The following is a 23,189-nucleotide window of genomic DNA, read 5'->3' on the forward strand; positions in this document are numbered from 1 at the left end:
ATTTTCCCACCTAATTAGATAAGATGACGAACAGAAACCCCGCAGAAAATTCTGCGGGGTTTTATTTATTTTCCAATTCAGTGATTGACTATTCAGACACATCACTTAGTCGTTGACGGGCCGCCGCAATGATTGGATCCGCCAAGCCGAGCCGTTCCGCTAACCAAATAGCTTCACTAGCCCCGACCTGATTGAGCAACAACCGGTACGTTGGTTCCAGCGTCTTGGGGTCAAAAGCCATCGTCGCCGTCATGAAGGTGGGACAATCGACAGCGTACTCCTTGATGGCGCTAAAGTGGGTCGTGGCAATGATGGTGGCGTGCTGTTGCCGGAGATATTCAATAATGGCAATGCTGAGTGCCGACCCTTCCTCAGGATCAGTTCCGCTCCCAATTTCATCCAGCAGGACCAAGGCGTTGGCACTGATATGATCAGTCATATCCACCAACGTCGTCATTTCGGCAGCGAAGGTACTCAACTGGGCGGTAATACTCTGGTTATCCCCAATATCGACCCAGAATTGGCTAAAGACGGCCATCTGAGTGCCGGCTTCAACGGGTAATTCCAGACCAAACTGAATCATCAGGGCAAACAGGGCAATCGTCTTTAAGACCACCGTCTTCCCACCAGAGTTGGCCCCGGTGATCATCAAGCCCTGTTGCGGTGTGAGCTCAATGTTGAGTGGCACGGCGTCCGTCAGTAACGGGTGTCGCCCACCAACGATTTTAATGTGCTGTTCCGTGTTGAGTTCAGGCAGTTGGCTAGCCGTTTCCAAGCCATACTGACCCCGGGCCATGATTTGGTCAAACCGACTGAGTAGCGCCTGGTTTTCAGTCAAAGCGTCCCAGTTGTCTAACACATCACCCGTTAAGGTGACCAGCAACTGGTAAACTTCCGCGCTCTCGTCAGCAATCACGCCAGCGAGCACGGCACCCTTCTTCGCCACCGTTGCGGGCTCAAAGAAGACGGTCGAACCGGTAGATGACTGATCAATAATTTGGCCTTTAAACTTGTTCTTCTCGCCGGCCTTCAATTGGACACAGACCCGGTCGTTACGGGTAATTAGCCGCTTACTCTGCACGGAATGGGGATGCTTCTGGACGAACTGGGTCAGTGCCGTCTGAACCTGTTGGCGCTGTTTGACAATCTTCTGCCGAATCTCAGCCAACTCAGGAGTGGCGTTGTCCGCAACCTGGCCATGAACAATGATCTGTTCCAGCCGTTGTTGCAGGCCGCTCAATGGTGACGTGTCGACCATTAACGCAGTCAGTTGCGGTGCCAGCTGTTGGTGCGTCTGAAGCGTCGACTTTAACCGGCGTAGATTCATCAAAAAATGATTGACGAGATCTAACTGTTGGGCGTTTAACATCAGGCCCTGGTCGAGTTTCGTTTGTAATGCTGTCATCTGATCCAAGTCAAAGTAAGTAAAGGTGACGTTGTTCGCCAATAATCGGTGAGCCTCCGCCGTTAACGTCAGTTGCTTACGCACGGTTGCCAGGTCGGTTTGATTAGTCGCACCTTGTAAAGCCTCCGCCGCTCGTGTGCTGTGGGTGTAGGTCGCCACCGTCGCCAAAATTTGATCTAATTGGGTAATTTCTTTTAAATTCACGTTTCTCTCCTTGTCGCAAATCGCCTAGCCAACCGCTTAAGGTCTGAAATGGTTGGGTTATCGCCTTATTTTCACTGTCTTTAACCGTACCACAGGCTTGGCTCGGGAGCAAATTCGCGTCTGTCTATACCTGCCGGCTTACCTTCGCCAAATTTAAGCGGGAACGCTGTGGGTAGGACGCCGGAAGCCTGAGAAACGGTCTTCCAGCTCGCTCACGCCTACATAGACAGTGGCCAATTTTCGTGAACAAACGTTACCAAGTCAGCGATGGTCACATCAATTTCATAGTAAAGAACAAATTTAACCGGGAGAATCCAGCGGTAGAACTTACTATGGCGACAATGTTGAGATTAGCGCAAAGAAGCCAAAAGGCCCCCAACTCAGTAACGAGCCAAGAACCTTTCAGCATGTTCTTATTCAATCTCTCATTCAAAAGCTAATCGCATATCACATGACCACCAATCGCCTAAATCGTTTCAATCGGCAAGTGCATGCCCTTCCAGCCTTCCAACGCGCAGGATAATTCAAACGCCTGAAAACCGGCGGACAGTAACGTTAACAACGCCACCTTGCCCAACGTCGTGCCGGCGGTCCAGTCGTACACCACGTAGGTCTTGGTCTTATCCAACTCATCCAGGCGGTCGCTCAAGTCCTTAGCTGGTAACGCGATTGCCCCTTTGATTTGGTCTTTCTTAATGGCGGCTGGTGCGTTGCGGACATCCAGAATCGTGTATGCCGGTTCTGCCGCTTGTAAGCCAGCCAGGACCGTGTTGTGGTCGATGTATAAGCTCAAGTAAGTCTTTAAGAAATTAATTTTTTCATTTTGCATGTTGATTTCGCTCCAATTCTAAGTTTAAGTTGTGGGTGCCTTGATTGATTTTTTGCAATAAGCCGTTGAGTTGGTCAATTTCTGCTGGCGATAAAGGGGCCATGATTGTCTGGACGGCCGCAAAGTTGTGGGGTAAGAATGCCGTGACGGTTTGCTGGCCCGCTGCGGTTAGCTGAATCAGGGTCGATCGCTTGTCTGTGGGTGAAGCAACGCGGGCGACCCAGGCCTGGGCAACCATACCCTTGAGAAGCTTACTGACGGTCGCCCGAGTTGCCCCCAATTTATCCGCAATCACTGAGGGAGCCAACTGTTGCTGCGGCGCCTGTGCGAGAAACATTAAAATAATAAACTTCGATTCGGACAAGCCAGAATTTGCCAACACCTGATCATACTGGCGTTGCATCTCCCGGTAGGCCCATTGAAAGTTCAAAAATAGTTCGGCGACTTCCGCCTCACCGGTCGAACCAGCGACCAGCGAAATACGGGCCGCGTCTGGCCGGTCATTGAAATCATAATTCGTTGTCAAATGGCTCACTCCTTTTGTAGTTAGCCGGCTAACTACAATGACTAATATAGCAGGTGTCCCCGGTGAAAGCAAGGGAAATCCCCTTTTATTTTTCGTTTTACCGACACCATCAACGAAGAACGCCAGTCTGCGTGGCTTCTTACCGTAACCTACCATTTAATTTCACCACTAAAGGTTAAAACTTAAAGTTTCCGCGTAATCCGCTAAACACAAGGGCTATAACGCTAAATATTGGCAACACAGACTACGCCCGCCGGCTTACTGTTCGCCAAATTTAGGCTGGACCGTTGCGGGTAAAAATTGACGCCTGAAAAACGGTCTGTCAGCTGAGCCTAAATTTGGCTCACTCACGCCTACTTAGGCTGTGACCAATTACGGTAGACAAACGTTGCCAGCCTAGCGATAGTCACGGCAATGTCATGTTGAAGAACAGTCATAACCGGAGGAGGACAGAGACGTAGGTAGCTGTGTCGACGACGTTAGCTGAGTGATTTTCTCAGGTTACGTCGTGGGACGTGTTTGGAGACCGGTGTTTTACCGGGCTTCAAACCGAGCCGGAGGACCGTCCCTCAGGCCGTAGGCGGTCCCCATAGCAGCCGAAGTCTCTGGCAGCCGCAGGTGGCAATTTCCGACTAATTTTGCGGATTGAGTCTCCGTTAGTTGGGGCGTTTAGGTTCTTTGGGACTTTCAACCTTTAGTCACCCAAATAAAAAACGGATGACCCAGCAACGACCAATCGCTGCCAAGTCACCCGCACACATTTTCCTGATCAACGCTCAGAACGACTCCTCACGCCTTACTTCGTCGAAACCTTCTTCACGGCATCTTGCCGAATGGTCGGCGTGGACTGGTGCACCAACGTGACGCCCAGGCAAACGGCGAAGAGTGCCAACCAAATCAGTGACATACCCTGGTTACCCAGGAACCCGTTGTGGAAATCGTAACCGAAGTAATCCGCAAAGCTGGCACCGACCGGCCGGGTTAAGATATAGGCCAACCAGAAGGTCACGATTTCACCCACGCTATTCATTGCCGGCCGCCGGATAGCCCGGTAAGCTAACAGCCCCAAGAAGACGGCACCTAAGATCAGGCCGGTATTCAGGAAGCCCAAGTTCAGCCCAGTAGGATCAACGTTGTACCCGCCAGAACGGGCAGTTGCGAGCCAATCCCCCGCCGCGGTCCCCAGCATGAAGGAGAACGCCACGGTTAACCAGTAGTAAGCTTCCTTCGTGTGTGTCGTGATGTGGTGAATCGACAGGTCATGGGTCGCACGGTACCAGAGCCCGAAGCTCACCAACATCAGTGCCCCAAAGATGGCAGTCGTTTCCATGTAATGGAGGCCCGTCAGGCTCTTAAATGTATCTGCTGAGAACGTCCCAAATACGGCTAAGAGTGCCACCGACAGCCAGTAAAACGTTGGCCGGTAACGTTCGGAACGAAACTGCAAGGTCAGGAAAATTGCGAAGAGTCCTAACGACCAGCCGACGGTAAACAGTTCACCTAACCCGGAATTCTGTTGCCCAAAAATTTGACTGGAATAATCCGATACGGATTCACCTAAGCCCGTACTAATCAACTTGGTCAGCCAAAACAGGAGCGTAATGGCCGGCACTTTATTTAACATGTCTTTCTTTGTCATGTTCATTCCTCCATCCAACACTTATCTGTGTCATTCGATAAACCTAGAATACCGAGTTTATCGCGGAGGCACTAGCTAAGTTTGCTGAAGGAAAAATGAAGGTTCTTTAGAAACGCGTCATCCAGCCGGTTGAAGTGCAATTGTGAAGACACTACCTTGTGGCACTTTATCCGTGACGGTCACCGTCGCCTGATTCAGGACTGCCAACTGTGACACGATGGCGAGGCCCAGACCCGTCCCGGCAATTTTACTTGAACGAGCTGCGTCGACCCGGTAAAAACGATTGAAAATCTTGGCCTTCTGATCATCGGGGATGCCAATTCCTTGATCACCGATCTGAATGGTGGCCTGTTGGTCCGTGGCCTTAACGTTGACCGTTAGTAACGCTGCCTCAGGAGAATATTTGCGCGCGTTATCCAGCAGCGCCAGAATCATTTGCTTGAGACTATTTTCATCCGCATTTGCCATGACCCCCGGTTGACACGTCAACTGAATGGTCGGCACCTGTTCCTGATAGTCCTGAACGAGTTGCGTGACCAGCTCAGAAATATTTACTGGTTTTAGCGTCACCTGCAAGCGCTCGTTGCGCGTCACTCTGAGTAACGATTCCACCAGCTCTTGAAGCCGTAACGACTCACTGTCCAGGAATTGGAGCGATTCATCGAAAACTTCTGGGTGGTCCTTGCCGTGGTGTTGCAAGAGGCTGACGTACCCGCGAATCGCGGTTAAGGGTGTGCGCAGCTCGTGGGAGGCGTCCGAAACAAATTGTTGTTCCCGCAGCATCTGGGCGTTTAGCTGGTCCAGTAAGTGGTTGAATTGCGTTGCCAGCTGTTGGACTTCCACGGGCGATTCCGGGATGGGCAACGGGGTTTGCGGCGCGGTCGATTGTTTGGTCTGTGCCGTCACCGCCGCCGTTAAGTCCGTCAGTGGTTTCGTAATTCGCCGGCTCAACAGATTAATCAGGATGATTCCCAACGACGTACTGAGCAGTGAAACCAACAGGATGGCAATCAGAACCGTTCCCAACTCCCGTAACGTTTCGTCCAGACTCAGCCAAACGTGATAAACAGCCTTAGTCGTTGCCTGTTGACGGTACACGAACAGGCCCTTGCCCTTCACCCACAGAAAATTTGAACTGAGATGATGGACGGTCTGTTGCGTAAAGTTTTTAGACCCCGTTGAATAAAATGTTTGCGCACTGGTAGACGTCGTTGGCAGGATCCGAATTTTAACGTAGGTGGTTGAGGCTCCCTGCTGACTTGACGCTTGCCAGGCATCCGTGTTGGGCGTGACGTGAACGAACGTTTTTTCTAGCGACTGGACCATTTTATTTGCTGAAGTGGTGCTGTTGCTAAACAATAACGCGGACATGACGCCGGTTGTGAGTAATAGACTCAACACCGTGGTGATCAGGATCGTCTGCAAATACGTCCGCACAATCAAGCGCCGGTTGGTCGTTGGTTTAGTTTTCATCTGCGGAGACTTCCTTTAAGACGTACCCGATGCCGCGGATCGTTTCAATCACAATCGTGGACTCCTGGATATCATGTAATTTTTGCCGCAACTGCCGCACGTACACGTCGACGATATTCATTTGGCCCACAAAATCTGTCCCCCAAACATCATCGAGAATTTCATCACGCGTCAGCGGCTGGCCGACGTGCTGCATGAAGGTCAGCAACAGACTATATTCTCGTTGGGTCAGTTGAATCTGTTGTCCGTTGTAAGCGGCCTGATGGGCCTTGGTGTCCAGAACGAGCCCGCTGACCTGATAACTGGGCGTTGTCTGATGCAACTGCGCCTGATGACGGAAGATGACCCGAATCCGCGCCAGCAATTCTTCCATATCAAACGGTTTCGTAATGTAATCATCCGCACCGCTATTCAGCCCCGCAACTTTATCGCCAGAAAAATCATGCGCCGTCAAGAAAATTACTGGCAACAGTGAATCCGTTCGCCGAATCCGCCGGAGAACGCCCAAACCATCAATTTCAGGAATCATCCAATCTAGTAAAATCAAATCCAACGTGCCTTGCAACTGCTCGTACAAAGCCAACGCTTCCGTCCCCGTACTTGCCACGTAGACTTGATAATTTTCAAAGCCTAATTCACGCTTCAATAACGTCTGAATGGCCAGCTCATCTTCAACCACCAATATCGTTTCTGTCACAGCAATGCCCTTCCTTCACTAAGGCTGACGTCAGGCCCGGCCAATTTTACCGCCAACCTGCCATTTCTTTACCTGCGATATTACTAGTATCTGGCGCGGCTGACAACTTTCTTTGCTCAAAATTAATAGGTGGAACTGGTGGATGTCAAAAAAGCCCAGACAGATGGCCTCACCAATTGGATGAAATCGTCTATTTGAGCTTCTTTGAACGGTGATTACAGAAAGCCAAAGCATGGACATAACCTTGCGCATAGGCGAATGAACCCCTAGAATATTGCTCAAGTTATTCACATTAAACTGGAAAACTAAATTTAACACACGAACACCTACATTGAGCAAATCATTGACTAAGCGTTGCATAACATTGCATCGGTGATTTACGCCGATGTCGTGACTAAAACAATCGTAACCGGAGGAGGACAGAAATGGAGTTAGCTGGGAACCAGCTTACAGCGGGGGACGCGTTTGGAGACTGTCGGTTTTAGACAGGCTTCAAACCGAGCCGGAGGACCGCACCTCATGCCGCAGGCGCTCCCCCACAGCAGCCGGAATCTCTGGCAGCCGCAGGTGGCAATTTTCGACTAATTTTTCAGCACTTCTTCAAACGCCCGCTTCATTTTCTTCCTCGAGCCGGTCGCAAGCCTTAATTAGCGGGCAAACTTCCTTGTCGGGCGCTAATTTCATCGAATATTTCCGTCCGTACGCAATCATGGTGTGGTGGGCCTGATGTAAGTCTTCTCGTGCCAACACGCCGACAATTTTCTTTTCCACCTGCAGGGGTGTCGCGGTTTGTGGGACGAAGTGCAAGCGCTTTGAAATGGCAGAAACGTGGGTATCCACGGCAAATGTCGGCAGTCCAAACGCGTCGCTCAACACCACGTTGGCCGTTTTACGACCAGCCCCGGGCAGCGCCATGATGCCCTTCCGATAATTGGGGACTCTATCGTTCATCTCTTCATGGACGATTCTGGCCGTCTTGATAATGTTGCTGGCCTTGTTGTGAAATAAACCAACGCTCCTAATGATTTGCTCAACGTCCCCCACGTCTGCCATCATCAGGTCTTTCGGTGTCGGATACTTTTCAAACAGAATTGGTGTCACCTTGTTCACCGACACATCCGTCGCCTGCGCACTTAAGATCACCGACACCAGGAACTGAAACGGCGTTCTGGCATCCAGCGACTGCTCCACCGGTCCAATGTCCGTTTCCATTTGCTGAATTGCCCAGACAATCTGTTCGTCCTTTAACATGACTCTCAACCCCTCATCGTTTGCTATCACCAATCATACAGCAATCCGCGCTTGTGAGCGATAGCTTTGCCTATTTTACCGACGAAGGGTCAGCTGACGGCTTATCAGGCATGCGACTGACGGGTACGCCCAATTGGCTAGACCACAGCAAGCCCAGCCATGAAATAAACCCAGCACCAAGCATCACCGCCTGAAACCCGCGGCCGAATGCGCCACTGGCCGTGTTGCCACCCCAGCTGTAAAAAATGATGACGGCCACAGTGGTACCAATTGCGCCCCCAAATAAGCGAAAAACATTGTATACCCCCGCGGCCTTACCGATTGCCGTCCGATTCACGGCACCCAACACAGCTTTTTGCAACGCAGGTCCCGCCATCGAAAGCCCCACACCAGCTAAGCCTAATGGAATCACTAACCAGATATAAGGCCGTTGCCAATGAACAAACCAAGCAATCGCACCATATCCCGTACCCTGAAGAAAGAGTCCCCAGGTAGCCACCCGTTTCTCACCAAAACGGTCCACGGCCTGGCCGGCAAACGGGGCGACAATCACCAACGTTCCGGTCCACGGCAACAGGCCAAGTCCCGCACTCAGAGCGGTCGCCCGTTGACTCACTTGTAAGTATTGCGGCAGGAAAAAGACAACGCCGTACATGGAAGCGTAGAGCAGAGCGGTTGCGATATTGCCACCCGTAAATGCCCTGATCTTAAAAAAGCGTACTGGCATTAGGGGAGCGGTTTCAACTGTTTGTCGCCGAATAAACCAGAGGCCACACCTAACGCTAATCAGACCTATCAGTAAAATTGGCCACCAATCAGTTGCAAGTGTGCCCCCAGTTGTGGCCGATAGCGTCCAAATGAGGCCCGCCATGGCAATCACAATCAGACTGGCGTCACCGAAGCGAATCGGTTCCTGCGCACCCCGACTTTCGGGCAAGTACCGTTGTGCCAAGCCAATCCCCGCTATCCCCACCGGCACGTTAATCCAAAATATCCACTGCCAGGCAATCTTAGCGACAATGAAACCACCTAAAGAAGGCCCAACAATCAGTGCCAGACCGCCAATCCCACTCCAAATACCTAATGCCCGGCCGCGCTGACTCCCTGGGACCGCATTTGTCAGAATCGCCATCGACATGGGTGTCATGACGGATGCCCCAACGCCGGCAATGATGCGTGCCCCAATCAACAGACTGATGTTCGGTGCCAGTGCACAGAGAGCTGAGCCAATCGTGAAAATAAGAATCCCCCACTGATAGATGCGCCGACGCCCCAACCGCTCACCCAGGGCCACCCCGACCAGTAGGATTGCGGCAATCGTGATATTGTAGGCATTGAGCGCCCACTGTAACGTCCCAACTGAAATTTCAAACTCCGAACGAATAGCCGTAGATGCTGTGGTGACAATCATCGCGTCCATCATGGACATAAAGAAGCCTAACGACGTCAACGTTAACACCCACCTGTAATTAACTTGTTTGGTCATTTCCCCGTCTCCCTATGTTGAAAATATAGTTCAAAATGTTTTGAACTATCTCACCATAGCATCCACAGTTATTCTTGGCAAGCAAAAAAAGAGACCCCTGGGGATCCCTTGAAATTGGTCTAGACTATAAATTGTCCCAGAAATGGACCAGATACCGATCGACCGTTGACCGGTCTAGCGCAACATATTTTTCGCGGGCCACTTTGCGCGCCGTAATGAGTCCCGCTTCCTGCAGCAGTTTGAAATGGTACGAGCCAGCGGTTTTGCCAATGTGGATTGCTTGATCGACCTCGCCACAGGTGACCTCATGATCCTGGCCATTGAGATATTGAATGATGGTCAGCCGAATGGGATCTGCCAATGCCTTGAAGACCTTCATCATCTGTTCACTTTTTTGTCCTTGAGTTGTCATGTCTTTTATTGTACCTGAAGAATTGAGAGACGCAAGTTTTCAGCTTACCCTTGATTGCCCCGTAATAATTCTTGCGGCGATAGTTCCCGCGTTTGTGTAAACAATTCATATGCAGCTTGTGGCGACTGCACCGGCGTTTGCGCCAGCCAATCAGTGATGAAATCTAGGACGCCTTGGGCCACCAACTCTTGGGCCAACTCGGCAGGAATCGCTGGCGACTGTGGCCGCCCCGTGACCGTTAAGATCAACGCTTTGACCCGTGACCGCAGTTGTGAGGCCGGACTGTTTAGCAGCACCACGGCCAGTTGGCGTTGTCGGTACAAATATTTGAACAGCTGACTGAAGGCATCCGGCACCCCACTTGCCGTTGGCTCTGGCTTAGGATAACGTTGGAAAATATCTTGCACGCGACTAACCAATTCATTTTCAAAATGCGTCAGAAGATCGTACTTGTCCAGGTAGTGCAAATAGAACGTTCCCCGATTGATTTGTGCTGCCTGACCCAGCCGTTGGACGGTCATTCGGTCAAAGCCCTCAGTCGTCATCAATTGGACAAATGCGCGCTGTAGTTTGACTTCGGTTGCTAACATCTTTGCGTCCGTTTCCATGGTGCACCTCCCTGAACAGTTTGTTTAGTTGGACCCATTGTCAATTGCCCCTGAATGAATTCAGAGGCTTGTCGCTCACGTGTCTTGCGACACAGTAGTCCAATATACCTGTTAGGTACTCCTACGCATAGTGGCAACATCGTCGGGTAATTGACGGCTACCCGTTTAACTACCAGGTTTACCCGGTAATTGTTAGCTTTTGAATCTTGGGTCGTTTGACACCGTTCAACCAGGCTTCTCCGAGCATCTCAATATTCATTGCTCCCAAGCGGTCATCATTACAACGATATTGACACTGCGCACACCAATACTCGTGCGTGTCATGATGGCGATTAGTCTTTTCAATCAGCCCACACTTTGGACAGCGTTGTGAGGTATATGCTGGTGATACCTTCACGACGGTACTCTGAACCGCTTGCGCTTTATACGTTAGGAATACTTCCAGTTGGAAAAAGGCCCAAGAACGATGACTGTTACGCAAGGGTTTCGGTAATTCATCGGTGTTGAAGGTCACGTTTGTCAAATCCTCCAGCACAAAAAGCGTGTGAGCGCCGTACGCCGCAACGAGTGTCTTAGCCAACCGATGATTCACATCGGCCATCCAGCGGTTCTCTCGTTGGGCCAGTTGTTTCAGCTTCTTCTTGGCTGACTTGGACCCTTTGCTTTGAAGACGACGCCGATTCTCCAAGAACTTTTTCCGCCGAAGTAGGATCTTCTGGCCATCGAAAAAAGTAGTCTTTCCCAGATGGTCGTAGGCGGTGGCCAAGAAGCGTAAACCACGGTCAATACCGACAATCTGGGGACTACCTTCTCTGTCAAAGTCAGCTACATCCTTAGTGATACCAATGTGTAAGAACCATTTTCCCTGACTGTGGATTAGTTTGGCAGTTCCTAGCTTCCAGTCGCCCTGAAAGTAGTCCTCAAAACCTTTGTTGGTAAAAGCTAGCTTCGTTCGCTTTCCAAGGGTGGTGATGGAGATCTGGGTCATGCCATTGATGAAGGAATAATTACTCTGACGAACCAAATCGGCTTGAGGCCGGCGAAAATAAATCGGTTTTTCCAGCCACGTCAAGCCTCGGGGGATTTGAATCCACTTGTTGTCAGCTGCCTTGTAGCGATAAAAATGTTGTTTCATTTGTTCCTGAACCGTCTTGTAACGAGCGACAACCGTGCGAAAGACCGATTGCACCATTTGACTATTGAGCGCCGATTCTTGTCTAAACTTTTTATACAGATGATTATTTATTTTCAACCAACTCAGTGGAAAGTCGTGATCAAAGACCCACTGGCTGACAATGTTCGCTAATCGCTGGTATTCTTGGGTCATAGCTAGAAATTCACCGGCTTGAATCGTGTCTAGATAGAGTCGCAACTTAATCGTACGTCCTAGCTTAACCATCGGCTACCTCCCCTGTAGGCTGGATTTAGTATACCATATCTGGCAGTCTAATAGGGGAACATATGTTTAAGAACGGCTTAAATTCTTGCATTCATCCGGCGATTAAAATCGCGGGTTTTCTGCTTAGTTTTTAATAAAGAAAAGACTTGCCAAATCGATTTTTATGTAGCATACTACATTACAACGTAAAGGAGGGATTAGCCATGGCCACACCATTTTTCAAGGATACCTTGGCCCAACAACTAAAGATGCTGAACTTGGCCGTTGAAAAGGAAATGAACAACGGTCTAAAAGCCCTTGATATCTCACTAACGGGCACACAGGTCGCCGTTTTGATGCAACTGTATCTGAATACGGATCAGCCGCTGACCCAAAAACAGGTTGAAATTGCCCTAAAGCTCTCTCACCCCACGACCCGCGGTATCATCAAGCGGTTGGTTACCACCGGGCTCCTGCAAACCACCCCGGCCGCTGATGATCAGCGGCAAATCGAATTGCGGCTAACCCCCGCCGGCACCTGGTTCATGAAGAATCATGCCGACCAAATTCAGGCGCAAGTGACCCAAACCGAAGACAAGTTGGTTAGCAAGCTGTCCGCAGCCGATCAAGCCACGCTACAGCGGCTATTAACCACGTTACTGACCACGATGTATTGACCAACAGAAGAACGTTAGCCTTTAACGAGGCTTTTATTTTTTAGCATAAAGTGTAGCTAGCTATATAAAGGAGTGATTTGCCCATGATTACCATTGAATCAAGCAGCAAAAAACGAAACAGCATGTTGGCCGTCCTATTGATTGGGGCCTTCACCATGTTACTAACCGAAACATTTTTCAATAATGCTTTGCCCACTATCATTCAAGCCTACCACGTGACGCAGGCGACCGCGCAGTGGGTCAGTACCGGATACCAACTGGTTGCCGGCCTCATGATTCCAATTTCAGCTTGGGTCTTTCATCGTTTCAACACGCAAAAAAACGTTCCTGCTACTCGCGGCCATCTTTCTCATTGGCTGTATCTGTGGGTTCTTTGCCACTAATTTTGGCTGGCTACTGGCGGGGCGGCTGATTCAGGCCGTTGCTGCCGGATCAATGATTCCCCTGATTCAAAATGTCGTACTCATGCTCTATCCCGAGAACAAGCGGGGAACCGTGATGGGAATTATTGGGTTGGTCGTCGCTTTTGGGCCCGCCCTTGGCCCCACAGTCGGTGGCTGGATCATCGACAATCTGGGTCTAGATTGGCTTTCCGGCGTCTTGATTCCACTCGTCATTGCGTTAATGCTCGCTGCCATCGCCGTCGTACGTCCGGTGCTGGTTCCCCAAAAGTCCCAAGTGGATTGGCTATCGCTGGCAGAATCTTCTATCGGTTTTGCGGCCATCCTGTACGGCTTCTCAGCCATTGGCAACGCTGGCGGTTTGGATCTGATTAGCGTTCTTGCTCTGGTTCTCGGTATCGCCGTCCTCTACTTCTTTGGCAAACGACAATTGTCCCTCACCAATCCCTTGGTAAACCTGACTGTATTCAAGAATAAGACGTTCACTCTGACCACTGCCTTGAGCGCCCTCAGCAATATTGCCCTCCTGGGTGTCGAACTGGTCTTGCCACTCTACCTCCAACGGGTACACGGCCTTTCTGCCTTTCAATCCGGCCTCATGCTCTTACCGGGCGCACTGCTAGAAGGATTGATTAGTCCCATCTCCGGTAAGTTGTACGACCGCTTTGGCATTCGGCCCATCTCGTTGATTGGCTTTGGGATCATTGCCCTGGGGACCCTGTCAATGCTCTTCTTCACACCGCACACCAATCTCATTTTGGTGGCTGGGGCCTATGCCTTTCGGATCGTTGGTGTCGCAACTGTCATGATGCCAACCTTTACTGAAGGACTCAATGCCTTACCAGCCAAGCTCTCCATCCACGGCAACGCGGCTTCCTCAACCGCCCGGCAGATTGCCGGGTCGCTGGGAACTGCCATTTTGATGATGGTCGTTTCCTTTGGCACCCAGTTAGGGAGCAGCGAACACCTGTCGACCGCTGTCAGACTGAATCACGGGTATTGGTTCTCATTCTTAATTGCCTTTCTGATGGCGCTTCTCGGCTTCTGTTTATCGTTCAAACTAAAACCGAAGACGGCGGCGTCAGCCTAGTAATCCCAACTGCTTCGACAACCCTCAGACGCGCGACTGGCGACGAGTCCCCGAAAGAATGTGATGTTTCTTTGACCAACTCCTTATGGTTTTCCTAAAGGAACCAAGAAACCTTAAAACTCCCGCCAAAAATCCCCGCTGATTGCATTTCTGTTGTAATGTATAAACATGTTAACCGATACGACAGACAACAAACATTCAACGGAGGTGGTTCGATGCGTTGGGAACCCTTATTACTCATTATCTTAATGGATGGACTAAGCGGCCTACTCATCGTGACAATTGGCGGCAAGCGTCGCTGGTTTGCCCTCTTAGTGCTAGGCTACTTAACGGGTTTAGCAACGATTCTTTTCACACCGATCTCATTTGATGGTACAGCGGTTTATATCATGCCCATCGGGATTGGCCGGGTCAACTTGACGAACTTAGACGTTTTCAACTTAGGCTTCCTGGAAAATATCATCTTGATGTTACCCCTGGGATTTCTGATTAAATGGGCACTGCCAAAGCTATCCCTCTTCGGCGTTGGTATCCTCGGGCTCTTCGTCGGCAGTAGTGTTGAAACGTTCCAGTACATTCTCTCGCAGCACTGGCTGATCAACCGGAGCAGCGACATCAATGACGTTCTCGCCAACGCATTGGGCGTTTTGATTGGCGGCGCGGTTGTCGCCGTGTACTACTACGTCATAGCCAAGCGCCACCAACGTTTGAGAAGAGTGGCGGCTTAGGACTAAAAAAATCACCCCGCGGGGTGATTTTTTGTGTGCAGTCAGTTTTCATTGTGGCCAATGGCTCTCAATCTTCACGCATCCACTCGTCAAACTCCGGCGCCTTTTCGGGATCATAGTGGCCATTCTCGTCAAAGGTTACCTTTTCACTGGGGATGTTGGCCATCAGTTTTCGCCACTCTAAGGCCGTTGGCAATTTCTCTAACACTAGCTGACCATCATTCACCGAAAAACCCAAGTGATCCCCTGTCGAAATATTGAGCGCTTTGCGGACAGCAGCCGGAATCACAATTTGTCCACCGTGACCGTATCAGTTCCCTTAGAATTAGCCATACTGGACCACCCTTTCTTGTCTTGCCACCTGCCGGCAGTTTCTTAAGACACGAATGGCGGCTTACATCTTTAATTCACCTGTTAGCCGCCATGTTTTCCAAATATTAAATTAGTCCTGTTCATTCACCGAAGAGGCCTTGCCCTTCTTGAACACAAACCACTTGCTGAAGAAGTAGTTCGCCAAAACGACGACCACTTGGTCCACCAGTTTCGTCAACATTTCATTCTGCTGTAGCAAGGAAACCCCAATCCACATGATCCCCATGTCCATGATCAGTGTGGCTCCCCGCGCAAGGAAGAACGACATGATTTCGCTCATCAAGGCCTTCATCGTGGTGTAATGGGAATGAAAGACCCACACCCGGTTGGTCACGTATGCAAAGAGCACGGATAAGAACCAGGCCCAGACGTTGCCGACCTGATAGTTCCAGCCCCACAGTGTTGCCGTCACGTAGAAGACGACCAGGTTGACTAGCGTGGTCAGACCCCCAAAGATCAAATAGGCCAACACGTCCTGATATTTAAAATAAAGTTGCCGTAATTGTTTCACGTTACTCGTCCTCCCTGAACAGTTCTCATCTTACCCAGTTATAGTCGAAAAGCTTAGGGCACGCAAGCACTCACCCCGATTTCATAGAAAAAATTAAGGGTTGGGTCGGTGAGCTGATTTTACCGTTAGTGACTGGGCTTTTGATGAAATGGGTTTGTGTTATGTTGCCGTGACGCGTGATTTATAAATCTAAGTTAAAGTAATTAGTTTAATTCGCCTATTAAAAGGACATTTAAAAACACCGTCCTGGGATTGACAGAACGGTGCTCGTTTCATTTATCGATTTAAACGCTCCTGAATCGTTTGAATCACGCGACTCTTCAACAACAAGTACACCAGGACCACCTGAATTGGGGTCACAATGAGTTGCTTCAACACCCGGACTGGTAATAAACTCCAGAACGGCGTCTGGTACATGATGGTCACCCACAACGTGTTCAGCAGGGCGTTCACCACCACTGCGATGATCACGGATGCAAGTATGATCCGGACCCACGTCACTGGCTGCTTATACAGGAACAACGCGTAAATCAGCGATCCGAGGATTGCTGATAACGTGAAGCCCACAAAGTACGGGCCGCCAGTCATCAGGGTACCGATGACGTCAACTACTGCCGCCGTCATCATCCCCCACCAGGGACCAAACCACTTCGCCAACAGCGCCACAATCAAGAAGGTGAAACTCACCTTGATGAAGGTGTTGCCAATTGAGAAGCGACTGATCACCAGTTGCAGGGCCATCAATAGTCCCATCGTTACCAAACTCAAAGTGTCCAGCTTCGGTTGCTGGGCTTTTGCCATCGTCTTCAATTCAGACATCTCCTAAGGGAGTTGCCACATTGCTGCGGTCAATGCGGAAATAAGATCGCGGGACACATTCCCTTCGTCCGGTGTTCACATTGCGTTCCACCAGCACTTGACGCCTTACTTCCTACTCCGTAAATTTAATTACAGAAAATAGCATACCATACTCGTTGCCGACTTGCACGACTTATGCGCGTTCAAAATCCTTGATCCAGGCCAAGGCCAAGGCCTTCTCCCCTAAATGGGTTCCAATGACGGGGCCAAAGTAGGATTGTTCCACCGGAATTTCAGGATACTGGGTCGCAATTTTGTTCGCCCAATTCTGGCCACCCTCGGGATCGTTGGCATTAATCACCAAGGCCCGCAACGGGTAATCCACTTGGGCTTGGGCTTCAACGAAGAGGTCTTCCACCCGTGCCAACGCCTTTTTCCGGGACCGGACCTTTTCAAAGGCCACAATCTCGTGCGTTTCGTCGTCAAAGGTTAATAAGGGCTTAATCCGCAAGACACTGCCAATAAAGCCAGAGGCGTTGGATAGCCGACCGCCCCGCACCAGGTTTTGCAAATCATCGACCACGAAGTATTCGCCAATCGTCGACCGCAAGTCGTCTAAGCGCGCGATGATGTCTTCGGGCTCAGCACCCGCGTCTGCCATTCGTGACGCCTCAATGGCCAAATAACCCATCAATTTGACGGTAATTTGGGAGTCGTACGGAATCACCCGGATATTTTCAATCGTGGGCGCAATATTTTTGAGTTGGTTCACGAAGCCAGAAATTGTGCTGGCCAAGTGAATGCTGATGACGGCATCGTATCCCTCATCGGCTAATTGATTATATAAATTGATCATTTCACCCAGCGGTGGTTGTGACGTGCTGGGGAATGATTTAGAATTGCGCAACCGCTCGTAGAATTCACTTGTGGTAATATCAACGTCTTCGTCGTAGGAGCGACCATCCATGATCACCGGAATTGGGACAACGTGGAGATGATACCGCTCAACCTCTTCTGCGGACAAATAGCAGGTACTATCAGTGACCACAGCAATCTTCATCTTTACACCTACTTTATCTTTTCATTCGTTTATCTAGAATAACATTTTTCGGGAACCAAGGAAACCAGCGATTCCGAAAAAGCCCGTTCATACGCCAATTTAAAAATACCTTAACATGCCAACGCCGGGTTTACCAGAGATTCGTTCGGGCATCCCCGCCATTTGAAAAGACTGGCCAAGGCCCAATACAGCACTTCTGACCAGTCTAAAGACATAAAACTTTAATTTTCAGTGCGTCCCGCCGACTTGGGAATCGTCAAGAAAATGATCAGTCCCAAGATAAACAGGATCGACAACGACGCGGCCCCAATCCGGGATTGCCCGGTCCATTGGGTGACCACCCCAACGAGGACTGGCCCCAAGACGGCCGAGAACTTGCCGAGAATGTTGTAGAAGCCAAAGAATTCACTCGAGCGGTCCTTGGGGACTAGTCGGCCAAAGTAGGACCGAGACAGGGCTTGAATGCCACCCTGACTGGTTCCCACCAGGACCGCCAACAACCAGAAGCTCCCCACCGTCTTCAGATTCAAGGCCGCCACACAAATCAACAGGTACATGATAATGGCAACTAAAATACCGAAGCGCGTGCTGGTCTTATCCGCCAACCACCCATAGAGGATGGAGAACGGGAAGGCCACCAGCTGAACGACCAGTAAGACGACAATCAGCGTGGTGCTACTGATACCGATGTCTAAACCAATCGACGTCGCCATGGTAAAAATCGTATCAACCCCGTCGATGTAGCAGAAGTAGGCCACCAGAAACCAGGCCAGATACTTGTGTTGGCGAATGTGGCGCAACGTCACCCAGACGCGCTGCCAGCTCTGCCGCAGCGGGGCCGACGTGACGGCCAAGGCGTGACGTTGCTGCACGTTGCGTTGAATCGGGATGAAGAAGATGACCCACCAGACGGCGGCCAGGACGAACCCCCAGCGAGCAACGGCCGTACTGGATAGCTGGCCAAAACCTTGGGTCAGTTGCAACACCATGAACAGGATGAACGCAATCACCCCACCAAGATAGCCGAAACCATACCCGACGCTGGAGATTCGGTCCATTTGCCGGTCATCACTCACATCGGTCAGAAAACTGTCGTAAAATAAATTCCCACCAGAGTAACCGAGCACGGACAAGATGTACACAACCAGTAACCATTGCCACTGCGTCGCCGGTAGGAGGGCCAACCCCACCGTCATGACCATCCCCAACGAGGCAAATCCCGTCAGTAAGCGTTTCTTAAATCCCTCGTAATCCGCGAGCGCCCCCAGAAATGGAGCGAGCACGGCCACTAACAGAGTACCCACGCTATTGGCGTACCCCCAGTAAGCCGTGGCATTGGCCGCAGCAACCCCACTGGCCTCCGCGATTCCTTTAAAATAAATAGGCAGAACGGCGGTCGTCACGATAATGCCATAGCCGGAGTTGGCCCAATCATAGAAGACCCAGCTCCACTGTTCCTTATTTAGCTTCGCCATTCGGCTCCCCCTTAAAGGCCGCGGTCAACGCGTGACCGGGCAAGTCTTCGGGGAACTGGACGCCTAAGAGCCGCGCAAACGTCGGTGCCTCATCAATTAACCGGGCATCAGCGATCGTTTGGTGCTCCTTGACGGCAGGTCCATTCAAAACCAACGTCGTGAAGTAATCTGGCTTATCGGGATCGTAACCGTGAACGCCGTGATACCGGTCTGGTTGACCTAACGTTGCCGGATCAACCGCCTCGACGACGGCTGGACGGCCCGTTTCGTCTGTAAAGTAGTAGCCAGCCTCAGCCTCGACCATAAACCGACAGTGCGGATCCGCGCCCCGTTTGGCAGCGGCATCCCCATCGATAACTGCGCTCACGCCCTCAGTGGCACTCAAGAGTGTCCGCAAATTCTGGGTATCCGCAAAGTTTCTGGTATAGACATATGTACTGCCGTCACACGACTTTGCCCAGACGTGCCAGTCATTTTTAACGGTGCCATTAGGCAGTGGGGTTAACCACCCCCGCTGGGCAAAGGCCTGGTTCAAATGAATCATGTGGTCCACGTTGATTTGATAGTGATCGCCAAGGATGGCAAAGTTGGTTTCCGCAAAGGTCCCCGCCGCAATCGTCGCGTCGATCAGTTGGCCGACCCGGTCGTCTAACCGTTTGAGCGCCGCCATCGCTTCCGGCGAGCGTACGCCGTAGCGGTGCCGCATGCTATCCATGTCCACCAAGTGAATCAGGGTGAGCCACGGCCGCTTGTTTTCCAAGGTATCCACCGCACAAGCCGTGATGAAGTCGTCGAGCTCGGGCTGCTGAATGCCACGGCGTAAATGACCGTACTTCTGGTTCATGCGCAACAGGAAGGCTGGGCTACTGGCCTTGAGTGAGACCAACACCTGATTGGTCCAGATCCGGTTGGGAAAAATTTCCGCCAAATTGTAGGTAATCTTACTGCCAGCCGTCACTGGCCACAGAAAGGCCGCCGTCTTCTTGTGATGTTGCCGCACCAAATCGTACAGGGTCGGCACTTGCACCTCCCGCTGGTACCAGTACCAATCGGGTGACTGACGTTGCGGCTGCATCTTCGTGTTGTTCACGACGCCGTGGACGTTGGGATACTGTCCCGTGATAATGGTCGTGTGCGACGGATACGTCAACGTCGGATAAATTCCGCGTATGCGGCGGACCCGGGTGCCGGTGACCACTAGCCGTCTTAGATTGGGTAGCTCTGCTAAATGCTCATCCAGGTCGCGACTACCCATCGCGTCCAAAGAAATAACCACTAGTCTCTGTTGAATAATCTCTCACTCCTTAATCCTCTACCGTCCGCCGACGATCCATACTCTTGTCGAGCCGGTTCAATAAAATCTGCAATAAGTTGCGTTCATCCGTCGACCAATGTTCAAAGACCTGGTCGGATAGACTTTCAAATGCATTGTTAATGTCTTCAGCCGTATCGGTGCCCTGCTGAGTTATTGTATATACCAATTGCCGTTTGTCGCGACCAATTGCTTTCTTGGTCACCATGTCTTTCGCCACTAGCCCCTTGAGCTGGCGACTGAGTGTTGAGGTATCCAGCTTCGTCTGCTGGGCCAAAATCTCCTGCGTGTTTTCGCCACCACCAATGTGGTCGAGCAATTGCCACTCGGAAACGGTCAGGTGATGTTGCTTGGTCATCCGTTGTAGTAACGTTTGTTGTACTTTATTGATTGCCATCAGCGCTGCCAGACTTGATTTCATAAGGCCCTCACTCCTTTTGGTTGTATTATACAACGGCTTGCTTGGTGACCACAAGCATAAATCATGGCTTTTTTCATGAGTGGACAACCTGATTTCCGGACAATCTTCTTTGCACTTCGGCGTCCGGCCCGTTATACTTTAGATTGTGCCGTTTTTTCCTACAATCAATCTGCTTTGCGATGTTACCGAAACTTACTCGGTCAACTGGTCGCCAAGTTCAGGGCAGGACGCTAGCAACCCAAGTGGTCCTCTACCAGTTCACTTTGAAACGATACGTTTACGATTCAAAGTCACCGGTTCCCCAAGTTAGCTTCAGTGGAAAGGTTCATGGGAACTGGGCCACGAACTATCCAGGTTCTGCCAACTTTACCAGAACCCATTATCCCCAAATAAATTAAGTTAAAGAAAGGTGTGTGCCGCAATGTCTTTTGATGGTTCATTCACCCACGCCATGGTCCACGAGTTGAGTCAGACGCTCACGACCGGCCGGGTCAGTAAAATCAATCAACCCTATGCCAACGAAATCGTTTTGACGATTCGGGCAAACAGTCATAACCACCCCATCCTTTTGTCGGCCAACCCGACTTACGCCCGAATCCAAGAAACTCAGATTCCCTACGTCAACCCGGCTGTTCCGACAAACTTTACCATGATTCTTCGTAAATACCTGCAGGGGGCCATTTTAAAAGAGGTCAGCCAAACGGCAAATGACCGCGTCGTTCACCTGCACTTCACCTCCCGTAACGAACTGGGTGATCAGCAGGAACTACTTTTGATCATTGAAATCATGGCCCGTCATAGTAACGTGATTCTGGTCGACAGTTCTTCCATGAAGATTCTAGACGCCATTAAGCACGTGGGTTCGGACCAAAACCGTTACCGGCTCCTCCTACCAGGCGCGCAATACATTATGCCACCTAAGCAAGACCTCGAGGACCCCTTTAAGGGTAGCCGTGACGATCTGGACCAAACTATCCGCGATTACCCGAACCAGGAAGTCCTGGCCCAAACGCTACAACACCAATATCAGGGCCTGGGTAAGGATACGGCCGCTGCACTGGCTGCCAAGCTCCACGAGACTGGCGACCACGCGGCCCAATTCCACCAATTTTTCGCTGGTTTTGATGCGCCCCAACCGACGCTAGAAATCTCAACTAAGAACAAGACGAGTTTCACGGCCTTTCCGTACCCTACCACTGGGACCCAACAGTCCGCGTCAACGCTGAGTGAACTCCTGGACACGTATTATCAGGACAAGGCCGAACGTGATCGCGTCCAGCAACAAGGGAGTGTCCTGATTCGGGTCGTTCGTAACGAACTGAAGAAGAACCGGACCAAGTTAAAGAAGCTCCAACGAACACTCGCCGAAACGGAAAACGCCGACGAGTACCGGATCAAGGGGGAGATCCTGACCACCTACTTGAACCAGGTCACCCGTGGCGAAACCGAAGTGACCTTGCCAAACTTCTACGATGAGAATCGCGACTTGAAGATTCAGTTATCCAATCAGTTATCACCGAACCAGAACGCCCAGAAGTATTTCAAACGCTACCAAAAGGCTAAGAACGCGGTCATCTACGTGAACGAACAGTTAAAGATCACCGCGGCCGACGTGGACTATTTCACCAACATCATGGCACAGATTGAACTGGCAGCCCCCAAAGACCTGATCGACATTCGCCTCGAACTACAACAGGGCGGCTATCTCCGCGACCACGATCACCAGAAGAAGGCCAAGAAGCAAAAACGGCAAAAGGTCAGCAAGCCAGACCGCTTCACAGCTAGCGACGGCACCAAGATTTCCGTGGGTAAGAACAACCTGCAAAACGATCAACTGAGTCTGCACACGGCCAAACGCACGGATATCTGGTTGCACGTAAAGGACATGCCGGGCTCTCACGTGATTATCCACGCGGACAACCCCACGGATGCCACCATTATGGAGGCGGCTAACCTCGCTGCCTACTTCTCTAAGGGCCGTGAATCTAGTAACGTGCCCGTAGACTATCTCCCCGTTAAACGCCTGCACAAGCCCAATGGGGCCAAACCTGGGTACGTGATTTTCACGGGGCAACGGACGGTTTACGTCACGCCCCAAAGCGACCTGGTTGAAAAGCTTGCGGATTAAAAAAGAGTGGGTCAAAGGGCGCTAAGCTGACGAGTATTAACGGTGATAACCGAATAATCCCGGGCTTGGATTGTTTGGTTATCGCTGTTAAGCGGAATCAGCTGCCCTTTGACCCACGTTTCAGCAATATAGAATGACAGCGAGCCGAAGCCAGTCTGAAATTCGGGCCGGAATCGACGTGCTAACAAACCAATTGCTAATACCAACTAATTCTCCATCAAAAAAGGCGTCATGGCTATACTCCTACTTAGGTAGACAAGCAAATAATCAAAGCTTGTTTACTTAGGGAGGAGTTTTTTGTATGGGTA

The 23,189-nt window shown here is 50.8% G+C and carries 24 protein-coding genes and 1 riboswitch; of the genes, 5 read left to right on the forward strand and 19 right to left on the reverse strand.

Going from position 1 to position 23,189, the window contains the following annotated elements; all coding sequences use genetic code 11:
- Positions 1-88 precede the first annotated feature (88 nt).
- The 12 genes from EKM99_RS12600 to EKM99_RS12655 form a co-directional block, all read right to left on the reverse strand.
- A complete protein-coding gene (locus tag EKM99_RS12600) occupies positions 89-1,609 on the reverse strand; it encodes an endonuclease MutS2 (RefSeq protein ID WP_125583766.1) in 1,521 nt (506 codons plus the stop codon).
- A gap of 466 nt (positions 1,610-2,075) precedes the next feature.
- Positions 2,076-2,438, reverse strand: coding sequence for a rhodanese-like domain-containing protein (locus tag EKM99_RS12605; RefSeq protein ID WP_125583767.1), 363 nt, complete (start codon positions 2,436-2,438; stop codon positions 2,076-2,078).
- Positions 2,428-2,964: a MarR family winged helix-turn-helix transcriptional regulator gene (locus tag EKM99_RS12610; RefSeq protein ID WP_225419866.1), complete on the reverse strand. Its 537-nt coding sequence runs from the start codon at positions 2,962-2,964 to the stop codon at positions 2,428-2,430. Before EKM99_RS12610 ends, EKM99_RS12605 begins: the two co-directional genes overlap by 11 nt.
- Before the next feature lie 796 nt (positions 2,965-3,760).
- Positions 3,761-4,603: a COG4705 family protein gene (locus EKM99_RS12615; protein WP_191983318.1), complete on the reverse strand. Its 843-nt coding sequence runs from the start codon at positions 4,601-4,603 to the stop codon at positions 3,761-3,763.
- A gap of 117 nt (positions 4,604-4,720) precedes the next feature.
- The gene (locus tag EKM99_RS12620; protein ID WP_125583770.1) at positions 4,721-6,076 is read right to left on the reverse strand and encodes a sensor histidine kinase; all 1,356 of its coding nucleotides are present in this window, start codon (positions 6,074-6,076) and stop codon (positions 4,721-4,723) included.
- Positions 6,066-6,773: a response regulator transcription factor gene (locus EKM99_RS12625; protein ID WP_125583771.1), complete on the reverse strand. Its 708-nt coding sequence runs from the start codon at positions 6,771-6,773 to the stop codon at positions 6,066-6,068. The genes EKM99_RS12620 and EKM99_RS12625 overlap by 11 nt, the downstream gene beginning before the upstream one ends.
- 30 nt (positions 6,774-6,803) lie before the next feature.
- Positions 6,804-7,133 (reverse strand): hypothetical protein, encoded by a 330-nt coding sequence (locus EKM99_RS12630; RefSeq protein ID WP_125583772.1) that lies wholly within the window; start codon positions 7,131-7,133, stop codon positions 6,804-6,806.
- A gap of 240 nt (positions 7,134-7,373) precedes the next feature.
- A complete protein-coding gene (locus EKM99_RS12635; RefSeq protein WP_125583773.1) occupies positions 7,374-8,024 on the reverse strand; it encodes an endonuclease III domain-containing protein in 651 nt (216 codons plus the stop codon).
- 70 nt (positions 8,025-8,094) lie between these two features.
- Positions 8,095-9,510: an MFS transporter gene (locus EKM99_RS12640; RefSeq protein WP_125583774.1), complete on the reverse strand. Its 1,416-nt coding sequence runs from the start codon at positions 9,508-9,510 to the stop codon at positions 8,095-8,097.
- Between the two features lie 124 nt (positions 9,511-9,634).
- Positions 9,635-9,922: an ArsR/SmtB family transcription factor gene (locus EKM99_RS12645; RefSeq protein ID WP_125583775.1), complete on the reverse strand. Its 288-nt coding sequence runs from the start codon at positions 9,920-9,922 to the stop codon at positions 9,635-9,637.
- Positions 9,923-9,966: 44 nt separating this feature from the next.
- The gene (locus tag EKM99_RS12650) at positions 9,967-10,530 is read right to left on the reverse strand and encodes a TetR family transcriptional regulator (protein ID WP_125583776.1); all 564 of its coding nucleotides are present in this window, start codon (positions 10,528-10,530) and stop codon (positions 9,967-9,969) included.
- Positions 10,531-10,708: 178 nt separating this feature from the next.
- Positions 10,709-11,929 (reverse strand): RNA-guided endonuclease TnpB family protein, encoded by a 1,221-nt coding sequence (locus EKM99_RS12655; protein ID WP_125583777.1) that lies wholly within the window; start codon positions 11,927-11,929, stop codon positions 10,709-10,711.
- A 203-nt stretch (positions 11,930-12,132) separates the two neighbouring features.
- Between EKM99_RS12655 and EKM99_RS12660 the strand changes: the two genes are divergently transcribed.
- The 4 genes from EKM99_RS12660 to EKM99_RS12670 all read left to right on the forward strand — a co-directional run bounded on the left by EKM99_RS12660 (position 12,133) and on the right by EKM99_RS12670 (position 14,804).
- Positions 12,133-12,585: a MarR family winged helix-turn-helix transcriptional regulator gene (locus EKM99_RS12660; protein ID WP_125583778.1), complete on the forward strand. Its 453-nt coding sequence runs from the start codon at positions 12,133-12,135 to the stop codon at positions 12,583-12,585.
- 83 nt (positions 12,586-12,668) lie between these two features.
- Complete coding sequence (locus tag EKM99_RS16015) at positions 12,669-12,968, forward strand: hypothetical protein (protein WP_225419867.1); 300 nt, start codon at positions 12,669-12,671, stop codon at positions 12,966-12,968.
- On the forward strand, positions 12,946-14,076 hold the full coding sequence (locus EKM99_RS12665) for a DHA2 family efflux MFS transporter permease subunit (RefSeq protein WP_263853875.1): 1,131 nt from the start codon (positions 12,946-12,948) through the stop codon (positions 14,074-14,076). The genes EKM99_RS16015 and EKM99_RS12665 overlap by 23 nt, the downstream gene beginning before the upstream one ends.
- A 215-nt stretch (positions 14,077-14,291) precedes the next feature.
- Entirely contained in the window at positions 14,292-14,804 is a 513-nt protein-coding gene (locus EKM99_RS12670; protein WP_125583779.1) for a VanZ family protein, read from the forward strand.
- A gap of 67 nt (positions 14,805-14,871) precedes the next feature.
- Here the strand turns inward: EKM99_RS12670 and EKM99_RS16165 are convergent, their stop codons facing one another.
- The 7 genes from EKM99_RS16165 to EKM99_RS12705 form a co-directional block, all read right to left on the reverse strand.
- A complete protein-coding gene (locus EKM99_RS16165) occupies positions 14,872-15,093 on the reverse strand; it encodes an AbrB/MazE/SpoVT family DNA-binding domain-containing protein (protein WP_225419868.1) in 222 nt (73 codons plus the stop codon).
- A gap of 153 nt (positions 15,094-15,246) precedes the next feature.
- Positions 15,247-15,687, reverse strand: a complete 441-nt coding sequence (locus EKM99_RS12680; protein WP_125583781.1) for a GtrA family protein — start codon at positions 15,685-15,687, stop codon at positions 15,247-15,249.
- A 276-nt stretch (positions 15,688-15,963) separates the two neighbouring features.
- Positions 15,964-16,506, reverse strand: coding sequence for a folate family ECF transporter S component (locus EKM99_RS12685; RefSeq protein ID WP_125583782.1), 543 nt, complete (start codon positions 16,504-16,506; stop codon positions 15,964-15,966).
- Between the two features lie 24 nt (positions 16,507-16,530).
- A riboswitch (THF riboswitch) is annotated at positions 16,531-16,628 on the reverse strand.
- Between the two features lie 50 nt (positions 16,629-16,678).
- On the reverse strand, positions 16,679-17,545 hold the full coding sequence (locus tag EKM99_RS12690; protein ID WP_125583783.1) for a DegV family protein: 867 nt from the start codon (positions 17,543-17,545) through the stop codon (positions 16,679-16,681).
- Positions 17,546-17,766: 221 nt separating this feature from the next.
- The gene (locus tag EKM99_RS12695) at positions 17,767-19,020 is read right to left on the reverse strand and encodes an MFS transporter (RefSeq protein WP_125583784.1); all 1,254 of its coding nucleotides are present in this window, start codon (positions 19,018-19,020) and stop codon (positions 17,767-17,769) included.
- A complete protein-coding gene (locus tag EKM99_RS12700; protein WP_225419870.1) occupies positions 19,004-20,314 on the reverse strand; it encodes an alkaline phosphatase family protein in 1,311 nt (436 codons plus the stop codon). Before EKM99_RS12700 ends, EKM99_RS12695 begins: the two co-directional genes overlap by 17 nt.
- Before the next feature lie 10 nt (positions 20,315-20,324).
- Positions 20,325-20,753 carry a MarR family winged helix-turn-helix transcriptional regulator gene (locus tag EKM99_RS12705; protein WP_125583785.1) on the reverse strand — a complete coding sequence of 143 codons (429 nt, stop codon included), beginning with the start codon at positions 20,751-20,753 and terminating at the stop codon, positions 20,325-20,327.
- A gap of 421 nt (positions 20,754-21,174) precedes the next feature.
- Here EKM99_RS12705 and EKM99_RS12710 point away from each other — a divergent pair, with 421 nt between their 5' ends.
- The gene (locus EKM99_RS12710) at positions 21,175-22,881 is read left to right on the forward strand and encodes an NFACT RNA binding domain-containing protein (protein ID WP_125583786.1); all 1,707 of its coding nucleotides are present in this window, start codon (positions 21,175-21,177) and stop codon (positions 22,879-22,881) included.
- The last annotated feature ends 308 nt before the right edge of the window (positions 22,882-23,189 follow it).

Origin of the sequence: Levilactobacillus cerevisiae, assembly GCF_003946245.1 — a bacterium.
Classification (GTDB): Bacteria; Bacillota; Bacilli; order Lactobacillales; family Lactobacillaceae; genus Levilactobacillus; species Levilactobacillus cerevisiae.

Excerpts from the sequence above, each read along its gene's own strand:
- EKM99_RS12605 (WP_125583767.1), bottom strand. The coding sequence starts at position 2,438 with ATGCAAAATGAAAAAATTAATTTCTTAAAGACTTACTTGAGCTTATAC.
- EKM99_RS12615 (WP_191983318.1), bottom strand. The coding sequence starts at position 4,603 with ATGACAAAGAAAGACATGTTAAATAAAGTGCCGGCCATTACGCTCCTG.
- EKM99_RS12620 (WP_125583770.1), bottom strand. The coding sequence starts at position 6,076 with ATGAAAACTAAACCAACGACCAACCGGCGCTTGATTGTGCGGACGTAT.
- EKM99_RS12630 (WP_125583772.1), bottom strand. The coding sequence starts at position 7,133 with ATGCAACGCTTAGTCAATGATTTGCTCAATGTAGGTGTTCGTGTGTTA.
- EKM99_RS12635 (WP_125583773.1), bottom strand. The coding sequence starts at position 8,024 with ATGTTAAAGGACGAACAGATTGTCTGGGCAATTCAGCAAATGGAAACG.
- EKM99_RS12640 (WP_125583774.1), bottom strand. The coding sequence starts at position 9,510 with ATGACCAAACAAGTTAATTACAGGTGGGTGTTAACGTTGACGTCGTTA.
- EKM99_RS12645 (WP_125583775.1), bottom strand. The coding sequence starts at position 9,922 with ATGACAACTCAAGGACAAAAAAGTGAACAGATGATGAAGGTCTTCAAG.
- EKM99_RS12650 (WP_125583776.1), bottom strand. The coding sequence starts at position 10,530 with ATGGAAACGGACGCAAAGATGTTAGCAACCGAAGTCAAACTACAGCGC.
- EKM99_RS12655 (WP_125583777.1), bottom strand. The coding sequence starts at position 11,929 with ATGGTTAAGCTAGGACGTACGATTAAGTTGCGACTCTATCTAGACACG.
- EKM99_RS12660 (WP_125583778.1), top strand. The coding sequence starts at position 12,133 with ATGGCCACACCATTTTTCAAGGATACCTTGGCCCAACAACTAAAGATG.
- EKM99_RS16015 (WP_225419867.1), top strand. The coding sequence starts at position 12,669 with ATGATTACCATTGAATCAAGCAGCAAAAAACGAAACAGCATGTTGGCC.
- EKM99_RS12670 (WP_125583779.1), top strand. The coding sequence starts at position 14,292 with ATGCGTTGGGAACCCTTATTACTCATTATCTTAATGGATGGACTAAGC.
- EKM99_RS12685 (WP_125583782.1), bottom strand. The coding sequence starts at position 16,506 with ATGTCTGAATTGAAGACGATGGCAAAAGCCCAGCAACCGAAGCTGGAC.
- EKM99_RS12690 (WP_125583783.1), bottom strand. The coding sequence starts at position 17,545 with ATGAAGATTGCTGTGGTCACTGATAGTACCTGCTATTTGTCCGCAGAA.
- EKM99_RS12695 (WP_125583784.1), bottom strand. The coding sequence starts at position 19,020 with ATGGCGAAGCTAAATAAGGAACAGTGGAGCTGGGTCTTCTATGATTGG.
- EKM99_RS12705 (WP_125583785.1), bottom strand. The coding sequence starts at position 20,753 with ATGAAATCAAGTCTGGCAGCGCTGATGGCAATCAATAAAGTACAACAA.
- EKM99_RS12710 (WP_125583786.1), top strand. The coding sequence starts at position 21,175 with ATGTCTTTTGATGGTTCATTCACCCACGCCATGGTCCACGAGTTGAGT.